The organism is Aquirufa sp. ROCK2-A2, assembly GCF_054558485.1.
Map to the genome: position 1 here is coordinate 525,646 of NZ_JBPXKA010000001.1, position 13,071 is coordinate 538,716.

General features: G+C 36.7%; 5 protein-coding genes. All 5 read left to right on the forward strand.

Annotated elements, in window-relative coordinates; all coding sequences use genetic code 11:
* Positions 1-71: 71 nt before the first annotated feature.
* A complete protein-coding gene (locus tag V7S76_RS02270; RefSeq protein WP_459508383.1) occupies positions 72-3,278 on the forward strand; it encodes a SusC/RagA family TonB-linked outer membrane protein in 3,207 nt (1,068 codons plus the stop codon).
* A 20-nt stretch (positions 3,279-3,298) separates the two neighbouring features.
* Positions 3,299-4,729, forward strand: coding sequence for a SusD/RagB family nutrient-binding outer membrane lipoprotein (locus V7S76_RS02275; protein WP_459508384.1), 1,431 nt, complete (start codon positions 3,299-3,301; stop codon positions 4,727-4,729).
* A gap of 425 nt (positions 4,730-5,154) precedes the next feature.
* Positions 5,155-8,304, forward strand: a complete 3,150-nt coding sequence (locus tag V7S76_RS02280; protein ID WP_459508385.1) for a SusC/RagA family TonB-linked outer membrane protein — start codon at positions 5,155-5,157, stop codon at positions 8,302-8,304.
* Positions 8,305-8,343: 39 nt separating this feature from the next.
* On the forward strand, positions 8,344-9,768 hold the full coding sequence (locus V7S76_RS02285; protein WP_459508386.1) for a RagB/SusD family nutrient uptake outer membrane protein: 1,425 nt from the start codon (positions 8,344-8,346) through the stop codon (positions 9,766-9,768).
* A 142-nt stretch (positions 9,769-9,910) separates the two neighbouring features.
* The gene (locus V7S76_RS02290) at positions 9,911-13,066 is read left to right on the forward strand and encodes a SusC/RagA family TonB-linked outer membrane protein (protein ID WP_459508387.1); all 3,156 of its coding nucleotides are present in this window, start codon (positions 9,911-9,913) and stop codon (positions 13,064-13,066) included.
* The last annotated feature ends 5 nt before the right edge of the window (positions 13,067-13,071 follow it).

Genomic DNA, 13,071 nt, shown 5'->3' on the forward strand with positions numbered 1-13,071 from the left:
GTGGATTTATAGAAGTTGGACTTAATTGGTAGTTTTAAGATTCAATTTTTTTTTAATCTTTATTTATCAACATGAAAAAAATCTTACTAGTAATGTTGCTAATGACGACGGTGTTTAGTTCGTTAATGGCACAAAGTAGATTGGTAACCGGAAAGGTTACAACTGCTGAAGATGGATCCGCACTTCCCGGTGTTGGCGTATCTATTAAAGGAACTTCCAAAGGTGTTTCAACCGCCGCTGATGGAACGTTCAAAATCAATGCCTCCGATGCGACTGTTCTACAGTTTAGTTTTGTAGGTTTTCAATCACAATCAGTTACAGTAGGGAAGCAAAACACTATTAATATTGTTTTGGCACCAAATGCTTCCGAATTAAATGAAGTAGTTGTTACAGCCTTAGGTTTAACCCGTACCAAAAACTCTTTACCTTATGCTGCTCAACAGGTAAAAGGTGATGAGTTAACACGTGTTAGAAATGGTAATGCATTCTCTGCACTTTCTGGTAAAGTCGCTGGTTTAAGCATTATTCAAGGTAACTCTATAGGTGGTTCTACCAACGTAGTTATCCGTGGTAACAAATCTTTGACTGGTAATAACCAAGCATTGTTTGTAGTGGATGGTGTACCTATTGATAATTCAAATACTAACTCAGGAAATCAAAAAACAGGACGAGGTGGTTATGATTATGGTAATGCCGCTGCAGATATTAACCCGGATGATATTGAGTCAATGACGGTTTTAAAAGGAGCAGCTGCGACCGCGCTTTACGGTTCTCGTGCTTCGAATGGTGTAATCATGATTACCTCAAAGAAAGCAAAGAAGGGTTTAGGTTTGACAGTTAATGCAGGTTTGACCGTAGGTACAATCGATAAAACTACCTTTCCAACTTACCAAAATCAATATGGTGCAGGTTATTCCGATCCGTATCAAAAGGATGGTTTCTTGTATTTTGATGCCAATGGTGATGGTACTAAAGATTTAGTTGTACCTACCGCTGAGGATTCTTCTTATGGAACTAAGTTTGATCCTAGTTTGATGGTTTACCACTGGGATTCATTTGATCCTGCTGGCCCCAATTATTTAAAAGCTAAGCCTTGGGTTGCAGCACAAAATATGCCAGACACTTTCTATGAAACAGCTATTTCGAATAATACGAATATTATGTTAGATGGTGCAACAGATAAAGGAACATTCAAATTAGGTTACACTCGTAATGATGAAAGAGGTACATTACCTAATAGTAATATCACCAAAAACATCATGAACTTAAGTGGTACTTATGCTATTTCTAGCAAATTAACAGCTTCTGCAACGGCTAACTTTTCAGTTATTGATGGTAAAGGACGTTACGGAACAGGTTACAATGGTTTGAACGTTAACCAAAATTTCCGTCAATGGTATCAAACTAACGTAGATTTACAAGAACAAAAAGATGCCTATTTCAGAAATCGCCAAAACGTTACTTGGAACTGGTCGGATCCTTCTACAGCAGCAGGTTTAAAGCCAATTTATACGGATAACTACTACTGGACTCGTTATGAAAATTATCAGAACGATACACGGACTCGTATTTTTGGAAATGCCATGTTAAATTACAAAGCGACTGATTATTTGAATTTAATGGGCCGAGTTACATTAGATACTTATACAGAATTTCAGGAGGAGCGTACTGCATTCGGTTCTCAAGGAGTTGCAAGTTATTCAAGATATGATCGTTTTTTTAACGAGACTAACTATGATTTCTTAGCGAATTTTGACAAAGAAATCCTTTCAGGCTTGAACTTGAAAGCTTTAGCTGGAGTTAACTTACGTAAAGCTTTGGTACGTTCGGTATATTCTACTACAAATGGCGGTTTAATTGTTCCTGGTTTGTATTCTGTAGCTAACTCTAAAGGAACTGTAGCGGCACCAAGTGAGGCATATCAACCAAGAGAAGTGTTTGGTGTATTTGGAGGTGCAACTTTAACATACAAAGATTTCTTAACATTGGATGGAACTATTCGTCGTGATCAATCATCTACTTTGCCCGTGAATAACAATGCATATAACTATTATGCAGGTTCTGCTAGTTGGTTATTCTCACATCACATCGAAGATTTACCTTGGTTAACTTCAGGTAAATTGAGAGTCAACTATGCAACAGTTGGTAATGATGCTCCTTGGGGATCTATCAAAAACGTTTATGATCAACCATCCCCATTTGGGTCTAGTATTTTATTCTCAGTGCCAAGTACTCAAAATAATCCATTCTTGAAGCCGGAGCAAACTCAATCGAGAGAAATCGGTTTAGAAATGGCTTTCTTGCAAAATCGTATTGGATTTGATTTGACGTATTACCAAACAAATACCTTGGATCAAATTATGCCAGCATCAGTTTCTGCTGCAACTGGGTTTACAAGTGCTTATGTAAATGCCGGTAATATCGAAAATAAAGGTTACGAATTAAGTTTATATGCAAATCCAATCAAAACAGAGAATTTTTCTTGGAATGTTAACTTGAATTGGACTAAAAATAACTCTTTGGTTTTGAGCTTGTACAATGATAGCCAAAATTTACAATTAGCATCTTTCCAAGGTGGTGTAAGTGTTAACGCTACAGTTGGTCAACCTTACGGGATAATTCAAGGTAAAACTTGGAAGACCTTAAATGGTCAAAAATTGGTTAAGGCAAATGGTTATTATGATATCACCACCACAACTACAAATAACATTGGTAATGTGAATCCAGATTGGATTGGGGGTATTAATAACTCTTTTAAATACAAAAACCTTGCATTTAATTTCTTGATAGATGTAAAGAAAGGTGGTGACTTGTTCTCTTTAGATATGTATTATGGGGCAGCAACTGGGGTATTAGCTGAATCTGTTTTTATCAATGATTTAGGTAATCCTTCCCGTAATTCTGTCGCTAAAGGTGGTGGTTTTATTAATCCTGGAGTTAAAGCAGATGGATCAGTAAATACTACTCGTGTGGAAAATGATTGGGGTGCTTTAGGATATTATTATAATCCAGCTGCAGCATTTGTGTATGATGCAAGTTATGTCAAGTTAAGAGAAGCTAATTTAACCTACTCATTACCTAATTCAATCGTTAGAAAATTGGGTGGTGTTAAAGGAGTAGATGTTTCCGTGTTTGGTAGAAATTTATGGATTATCTATAAAAACCTTCCATACTCAGATCCAGAAGAGAATCTTTCATCAGGAAATGCCCAAGGTTATCAGTCAGGTGCATATCCCACAACAAGATCTATCGGATTTAACGTTAAATTATTGTTTTAATCATTCTTAATTATATAAAGATGAAAAGTATTTTGAAAATTTTTGTACCGCTATTGCTTTTAGCAACCGCTTGTACGGAAGATATATCTCAATTGAACATTGAAACAAAGAAGCCAGCGGCTGTTCCTGCTCCAACTTTGTTTACTAATGCGGTTAGAACTTTGGCTGACCGTTTAGCAGCTACAAGTGTTAATACGAATGTGTTCCGTTTTACGGTTAGCCACTGGGCTATGGCGGTTTACCAAGATGAAGCCAACTATGATTTTGCGACAAGAGCAATTCCTCAGGCATGGTGGACAAGTATGTATCGTGATGTGATTGCTGATTTAAGAGAAGCAAATAAAATTATCACAGCTGATGCATCATTGTCTCCAACTGAAAAAGCTAATAAGTTAGCTATTATTGATATCATGGAGGTTTATACCTATAGTGTATTAGTTAATACATTTGGAGATGTTCCTTACAAAGAAGCTTTAAATCCAGCCATCTTATTCCCAAAATATGATGATGCTAAAACGGTTTCTTTGGATTTAATCGCTCGTTTGAATGCTGATATTGCTAAGTTGAATACAACTGGTTCTTCATTTACTGCAAGTGAAGATATCATGTACAAAGGTTCTCCAGCAAAATGGTTAAAGTTTGCTCATTCCTTACGTATGCGTTTAGGTATGATTTTAGCTGATGCTGATGGTGCTACTGCAAAAACGGCTGTTGAGGCTTCTGATGCAGGTGCTATATCTGCTCCTGCTGATAATGGTTTGTTTGCTTACATGACTGCATCTCCAAATCAAAATCCAATTTATGTTGATATCGTAACTGGTGGTCGTTCGGATTATATTGCTGCGAGAGACTTAATGGATAAATTAATCGGTTGGAATGATCCTCGTAAAACAAAATTCTTTAGCACAAATAATGCTGGGAATTATGCGGGTGGTACTGTTGGAGCTGCAAATACGTTTGTAGATTTCTCTCGTGCAGGTGCTAAAGTTTTAGACCCAGCTGATCCTGCGGTTTTGATCGATTATGCTGAGATGGAATTTTTAAGAGCGGAAGCTAAAGAAAGAGGTTATAATGTAACAGGTACTGCCGAATCTCATTACAATAATGCTGTAAAAGCATCTATTCAATATTGGGGTGGTTCTTCAGCTGATGCAGATGCTTACTTAGCCCAAACAGAAGTTGCTTATTCAACTGCTGCTGGAGATTGGAAGCAAAAAATCGGTACACAAAAATGGATTGCATTATACAATAGACCATATGATGGCTGGACTGAATTACGTCGTTTGGATTATCCTAAAATTACTGCTCCTAAGGGCGCAAAATCTGGATTCCCAACTCGTTTGACTTACCCAGCTAACGAACAACAATTGAATGGTACTAACTATACTGCTGCTTCAGCTGCAATTGGTACTGACGTTGTTACAACAAAATTATTCTGGGATAAAAACTAGGTTTTATTTTAAGAACTTTTAAAAGGGCAACTGATTCAGTTGCCCTTTTTTTTTGTTTTTTTATAGACTAACATGAATCATATTATTTGACTCGGAAATTCATCAACTAGTCTATCAAGGATTTTATTATTTGTTATATCTATTGATAATTATCATTTCAATGGCAGTTATTTTATTGTATTATTTTGGTATTGAAATAATTGATTTATTGCATTATTTCAATTTAACATTAGGCAATTACAGATTTTACATATGTTTAAAATGGCTTTTTTGTTGATTTAATGGTCTTTTTTGCCAATTAGACGCTTTTGGGTTTTTTATAAACCCTTATATTATGATGGTATTTTGGTTATTTACAAGGATTAATAAAAATAGGACTTAATCGGTAGTTTTAAGATTCAATTTTTTAATCTTTATTTATCAACATGAAAAAACTATTACTCGTATGGGTTTTGGTAGTATCGACCATAGGTTCGGTATTTGCGCAAAACAAACAAATTACCGGTAAAGTCACATCTGCTGCAGATGGCAGTTCTCTACCTGGAGTTAGTGTAAGCGTTAGAGGTTCCTCAAGGGGTACATCTACTGCAGCAAATGGAACATATTCCATTGCTGTTTCCGAAAATGCTACTTTGGTATTCTCCTTTGTAGGCTTTAAAAGTCAAACAGTATCAGTTGGTTCTCGTTCCGTTATCGACGTGCAAATGGCATCAGATGATCAACAATTATCAGAAGTTGTTGTGGTGGGTTATGGCACCAAAAAAAGAGTGGAGTTTACTGGTGCTGCATCTACGGTTAAAGCTGCAGCCATCGCCGAACGTCCTGTTCAATCTTTTTCACAAGGTTTGACGGGTCAAGCAGCTGGTGTCAACATTACTCAACCGAATGGTTTATTGAATAACCCTCCGGTTATTCGTGTACGTGGTTTGAGCTCATTGTCGCTTAGCTCTTTTCCTTTAGTTGTCATTGATGGTATTCCTATTTCAACGGACAACGTTTCTGCTAACTCAACTACCAATAATCCATTGGCAGATATTAATCCTTCGGATATTGAGTCTTTTGACATTTTGAAAGATGCGGCTTCTGCTGCTATTTATGGTTCTCGTGCAGGTGCAGGAGTTTTATTAATCACTACTAAACGTGGTAAATCAGGTAAAGCGAAGGTTTCCATTGACTCGTGGGCTGGTATCAGTAATGCTGTTCGTTTGCCAGATGTGTTAAATGCACAACAATACATGGATCATAAAAACTACGCGATTGCCAATGCATTAGCGTTAAATCCAAATGCTGTTGCAGCCTCTCAAAGAAATGCATCTAATCAATCGTTTTTGCCCAATTACAATGCGGATGGAAGTTTAATTGATACAGATTGGTACAAAGAAGTTTACCAAACAGGTGTCTCACAAAATCATAATATGACGATCAATGGTGGAAATGATAAAACTACCTATTATTTCTCTGCTGGATATTCAGATCAAGATGGTTTCTTGAAAAGCAACAGTTTTCAACGTCGTTCTGGCCGTTTCAACATGGATCACCAAGCTACAAAATGGTTGAAATTAATAGCTAATTTTAACTATTCAAATACCTTTAATAAGGCCCCTATGTCTGGTTCCAATCCAGGTGGAGCATTCAATACTTCTGGTTTGGGTCGTATAGCAGTTGCTCAGGTTCCCAATTTACCTGCTTATTTACCAGATGGCAATTACAATTTGGAAAATAATACCGTTGGTCGTATGAATAACTTATTACCGGCTCAATTTCCCAATCCAGCAGTTGTACGTGATTTAGATAAAATCACTTCAGAAAATACACGTTTGATTGCCAATTTGGGAGCTGAAATTAGTTTGGCAAAAGGTTTAACAGCTAAAACTAGTTATTCATGGGATCGTCGTAATACAGAAAACATTCGTTTCTTCAATCCATACAATGGTGATGGTTGGTCAACTGCAGGGGATGCGTATAACAATACTGCACGTTCAGACAACTGGAACTGGATCAATACTTTACAGTATAATTTAACTTTAGCTGATAAGCATAATTTTTCAGCCATTGTAGGTTCAGATGTTCAAAAGACAAGAGTATTGAACTGGGGTGCTCAACGCCAAGGATTAGCTGATTTTTTCTTTTCTGATTTCCAAGGAAATTACGGAACGAATTTAGCTGCAGGGAATGCAATTTCTCAAGTTTCATATGAAGCCTATTTCAGCAGTTTCTCTTACAGTTATGCAGGTAAGTATTTCTTAAATGCGAACTATAGAAAAGATGGAAACTCTGCTCTATCTTCTGAAAATCGTTGGGGAGATTTTGGTGGAGTATCTGTTGGTTGGACTTTATCGGAAGAAAAATTCTTCAAGAATTTAGATTTAGGGAACACTGTTTCCAATGTACGTTTGAAAGCTAGTTATGGAAAAGTAGGAAATGGAAATGTTACGAATGCTTATGGATCGTATTCCACTTTTGCATCTAGTTTATATGGTGCAGCACCTACCTTAGCATTTAACCAAGCGGGAAATAAAGACTTGAAATGGGAAACATCTGCACAAACCAACATTGGATTAGATGTTAGTTTCTTGAATGATCGTATTACTTTAGAAGCAAATTATTATTACAAGGATATTAATAATTTGATTTTAAATGTCCCTCAAGCACCTTCTAAAGGTATTCCTGGGAATTCGATTTTGGCAAACGTAGGTTCCATGTATAACAAAGGTTATGAAATAGCACTTACTGCCACGCCGATTAATACGGGTCAATTTGTTTGGACATCTAATATCAATTTCGCTACAAACGAAAATATGGTTACATCTTTGGTGGATGCCAATACACCAATCTTGACAAATACGAGTGGTTTAGAGGCTACTTCCATTACCAAAGTAGGATATTCTGCAGCACAAATTTATGGTGTAAGAACGGCAGGAGTAAATCCTGAAAATGGTCGTCGTATTTTTGTTAGAAAAGATGGAGTTAAAGTTCAATATTTACATCAGGGTGGAAAAAATGCTTGGACATTGTTAGACGGAACTCCTACGGTTTCCCCTTCCGATCAACAACAAATTTTGGGTAACACCTTACCAACGTTCTACGGAGGTTTCAACAATACTTTCAAATACAAAGGTTTTGACTTAGGATTGAACTTTACTTTCTCAGGAGGTAATTACATCTACAATGGTAGCCAAGCTGGTTTACGTGATCAACGTGTTTGGAACAATTCAGTGGATGTATTAGATTCTTGGAAAACAGTTGGTCAAATTGCTGAAATTCCACGTGCGGTCTATGGAGACAACGTTTCCAATGGTTCTTCTTTCTTAATTGATGCCAATATCCAAAAAGGAGATTTCTTGCGTTTACAAACAGCAACCTTAGGTTATAAAGTTCCTGCTAATTTAAGCAATTGGGGAATTTCTAGTTTAAGAGTTTATGCTCAAGTAAATAATGCTTTCCTTTGGACAGCCTACAAAGGGGTAGATCCCGAAATTTCAACCAATGGTGATACAAACCTTGCATCTGGTATAGAGCGTAACTCAATTCCACAAGGAAGATCATTTACATTGGGTATTAACATAGGTTTATAATTTTAACACAGATATAAAATGAAATTATTCACAACAAAAATGAGTATACTCTCAGTAGCTTTAGCACTGACAGTTTCCTCTTGCAATAAGGAGTTTCTTAATGCAGTGCCTGAATTAGATTTATCAGATGCAACGGTATTTAGTACACCTGCCAGAGTTCTTTCTCAAGTAAATGGTTTGTACGCTTCTGCTAAATCAGGAAATTTATTTGGTGGTCGTTATTTAATTTATAACGATATCCGTGGAGAAGAATTTGTTAATCGTACAACGAACTCCGTTACAGGTTATTCAACTTATCAAGGTAACCAGGATCCATCTGATACTTATTTAGCTAATTTTTGGATTCAAGGTTATTTGACAATCAACCGTTCCAATCTTTTTTTGGAAGGTTTAGCAGCAAATCCAAATGCAGTTTCAACCGCTTTGGCTACCAATTACCGTGGTGAGGCTAAATTTTTACGTGCTTTAACATATTTTTCTTTGGTTCAATTTTTTGCAAAACCTTATATTTTAGATAAAGGTGCTTCTGCGGGTTTACCACTGCGCTTAAAAGGAGAGACTTCTTCTGCTAACAATGATTTGCCTCGTAGTACGGTTGCTCAAATTTATGCACAAGTACTTAAAGATTTGAATGAAGCTGAAACTGAATTGCCAGATAGCTATTCATCTGCTTTATTAAATACAACTCGTGCACACAAAAATACGGCTATTGCACTAAAAACACGTGTTTTATTAGCTATGGGAGATTTTGCTGGGGTTATTTCTGAATCAAATAAAATTGTTTCAGCAAATGCCCCTTTTAAATCAGCCAATCGAGTTGCACATGCTTTACAAGCTGATGTTTCAGCCGTATTTAAAGCTCCATATACAACAACTGAATCTATTCTTTCATTCCCAATGGATGCAACAAATACTCCGGGAACTCAAAATCAATTGGGTTACTATTACAATGCTGGTAACGTTGAGTATTATTTGAATACAGGAGCAACTGGTATTTACAATAATCCACAATTTGCAGCAACGGATGATCGCAAAACTAAATTGACGGTGGCGAAAACTTCGGTTGCTAACTTCCCGTCACCAACTAAATTTAGTGGAGTTTCTCCATTTATCGATTACGTACCCAATATTCGTTATGCAGAAGTTCTTTTGAATGTAGCTGAAGCAGAAGCGGAATCTGGTAATTTGACTCGTGCAACAGCATTATTGCAAGCTGTTCACGGTCGTTCCGATGCTTCTTATGAATTTTCTTCTATTTCTACAAAAGCTGATTTGATTAAAGCCATCTTAACGGAACGCCGTATTGAGCTTTTATCGGAAGGATTTAGAGCGAATGATGTGTTACGCCGTGGTGAATCATTAAATTCATTTGGAGCTGGAGCAATTATTGCACCATCTGATCCAAGATATATTTATGGTATTCCATTAATTGAAACACAAACCAATCCATCGGTTGGGAAATAATAAGATTCCATTTCCTAAAAAAGGCTCACCAACTGGTGAGCCTTTTTTGTTAAAGTTTTTTTTAAAAAATTGAAACAAAATTTCGAACAAAAAGTTTAGTCAATAATTGTAATTAAATAAATCATTAACAAACAAAAAAATTATGAAGAAAAAGTTACTTTTCAGTATCTTTTTGTGCGTCATGGCAATGCTGCCAACTTTTGCACAAGAGAGAGCCATTAGTGGTAAAGTCACCGGAGATGATGGTGACGGAGTGCCCGGTGTGAGTGTTGTTGTCAAAGGTTCTTCTAGAGGAACAAGTACAGATGCTCAAGGAAATTACAAATTATCTGTTGCACCGAATGCCTTAGTAGTTTATTCCTCGGTTGGATATTCTCCTCAAGAAATTCGAGTAGGTAATCAGTCGGTCATTAATATTGTCTTGAGATCAGAATCATCTACATTGGATGAAGTGATTGTGACTACATTTGGAACTGCCAAAAAAGCTTCTTTTACAGGTTCATCTGCCAAAGTAGGGGCAGAAAAATTAGCCGTTAGGCCAATTACTAATATTGGTCAAGCTCTGGAAGGTATTTCTGCCGGTGTTACTACAACCTCTACTTCTGGCCAACCAGGTTCCTCACCTGATGTTCGTATTCGTGGATTTGGTTCTATTTCATCGTCCAACGCACCTTTATATGTAGTGGATGGAGTTCCCTATTCGGCTAGTATTGCCAATTTAAACAATGATGATATCGAATCAATTACAGTTTTGAAGGATGCTGCTTCGACAGCCCTTTATGGTGCTCGTGCTGCCAATGGGGTGGTGATGGTGACTACTAAAAAAGGTGCTAAAGGAAAAAATTCGATCAATGTTAAGTATACCAAAGGATTTAATACGCGTGCCTTACCAGAATATGATCGTGTAGGTGCTGCTGAATATTATCCTTTAATGTGGGAAGCTAATAGAAACAATTTGGCTTATCGTTCGGCAAGTCCATTATCAATCTCTGCCGCAAATGCTTCAGCTTCCTCTGGTTTAGGGGGTATTTTAGGAGCGGGTTACAATGTTTACAATGTACCATTTGCAGAATTGGTAGGTGTAGATGGTAAGTTAAATCCTAACGCTAAAATGATCTATAACCCAGACGATTTGAATTGGGAGAAAGCAGTTCTACGTCAAGGAGTACGTGATGAAGTAAATGCTAATTTTTCGGGGTCAAATGGAAAAACGGATTATTTCCTTTCTGTTTCTTATTTGAACGATAAAGGTTATCAAATCAAATCGGATTACGATCGATTTACAGCTCGTTTGAACCTAAACAGTCAAATGAATGATTGGCTTAAAGTAGGTGCCAATATGAATACAACCGTAACTTCTTCTAACCAGTCTACTGCTGATGGTGGTACCTCATTTGTTAATCCTTTCTTCTTTACAAGAGGTATGGCACCTATTTATCCAGTTTATGCCTATGATCCAGCAAGTCCTGGTTCTTTTTTAACACTTCCAAATGGTAACAGAAGATATGATTATGGTAATTTAAGTTCTTTAGGCTTATCTAACCGTCCTCAATATGGTGGTCGTCACGTTGTGGCAGAAACAGAATTGAATGAAAATTTCTTTAGAAGAAACCTTTTAGGTGGCCGTGCTTATGCAGAAATTTCTTTCTTGAAAGATTTTAAATTAAGCAATAACGTAGGGGTTGATATTACCAATGCCAATACAATTATTTTCGGAAATCCAGAAATCGGTGATGGCGCTCCAGCAGGTCGTGCTCAAAATACATTTGAGAATATCACGAATTATAACCTTTCCCAATTATTGACTTACAATCACTCCTTTGGAAAACATAATGTGGATGCCTTGATTGGACATGAAAATTACAACTTAGTAAGTAATATTTTGGACGGGTCTCGTTCTCAACAAATCCTAGACGGTAATTATGAATTGATCAACTTTACGACTACCACAAATTTAACATCTCAATATGACATGCGTAGAGTAGAAGGTTTTTTCTCACGTGTGAATTATGACTATGATTCGAAATATTTTGTTTCCTTTTCTGCGCGTCGTGATGGATCATCTAAATTCTTTCAAGACAAACGTTGGGGAACTTTTTATTCAGCTTCAGCTGCATGGCGTTTAGATCAAGAAGATTTTATCAAAGAATTGCCATTCATTGATAATTTAAAATTAAGATCTTCGTATGGTCAAACAGGTAATGATGGTGGAATTAGTAATTATGCTTGGCAACCGCTTTATGCCTTGGGTTGGAATAATGCCTTAGAGCCAGGTGTTTTGCAATCATCTCTAGGTAGTAAATCCTTGGAATGGGAAACGAATACTTCTTATGACATTGCCTTAGAGTTTGGAATCCTTAAAAATCGTATTTCAGGTACCATAGAATATTTTGATCGTCAATCGACTAATTTGATTTTTGCTGTACCTCTACCATTGTCGGTAGGTATTGCTACAGAAACGAGAAACATCGGATCCATGTACAATAGAGGTATCGAATTGCAATTGAGTGGAGATATCGTTCGTACCAAGGATTTGGTTTGGAGCTTAGATGTGAATGCAACTAATTTCCAAAATAAAATCACTAAAATGCCAAATGAAAGTAAGGAAATCATCGATGGAACTAAAAAATTAAAAGAAGGAAGTTCGCTTTATGATTATTGGTTAAGGGAATACAAAGGTGTAAATCCTGAAACAGGAGTTGCTGAATATCGTGCTATAAGTTATGTCCCAACCAATTCTCGTATTACAGAAAAAGGCGATACCTTAACGAATAATATTGCAAATGCACGTTACAGATATACAGGTAGTTCTTCTATTCCTGATTTGTCTGGTTCTGTTAATACTTCATTGAAATACAAAGGTTTTACTTTATCGGCCTTAATGGTATATCAATTAGGCGGAAAAATTTATGATGGGGCTTATGCCGGCTTAATGAGCGCAGGTTATCACAATGCAAAACATGTGGATATTATGAAACGTTGGTTAAATCCAGGAGACATTACGGACGTACCACGTATGGATAATGCTCGTACCTCAGATTTTGATGCCGCTTCCGATCGTTGGTTGATTGATGGAAGTTATATGAATATCCGTTCAGTTACTTTGTCTTATCGTTTGCCAAAATCTGTTTTATCTAAATTGAAAATTGATAATGCACAAGTCTATGTTAGTGGAGAAAACTTCATTATGTTGTCTCGTCGTAATGGTATGAACGTACAACAAAACTTTGGTGGAACAACAAGTAACGTTTACAGTCCTGCGAAGTCTTTAGTCTTAGGTCTATCATTCTCTTTATAATAATT

Coding starts and splice junctions, on each gene's coding strand:
- V7S76_RS02270 (WP_459508383.1), top strand. CDS start 72: ATGAAAAAAATCTTACTAGTAATGTTGCTAATGACGACGGTGTTTAGT.
- V7S76_RS02275 (WP_459508384.1), top strand. CDS start 3,299: ATGAAAAGTATTTTGAAAATTTTTGTACCGCTATTGCTTTTAGCAACC.
- V7S76_RS02280 (WP_459508385.1), top strand. CDS start 5,155: ATGAAAAAACTATTACTCGTATGGGTTTTGGTAGTATCGACCATAGGT.
- V7S76_RS02285 (WP_459508386.1), top strand. CDS start 8,344: ATGAGTATACTCTCAGTAGCTTTAGCACTGACAGTTTCCTCTTGCAAT.
- V7S76_RS02290 (WP_459508387.1), top strand. CDS start 9,911: ATGAAGAAAAAGTTACTTTTCAGTATCTTTTTGTGCGTCATGGCAATG.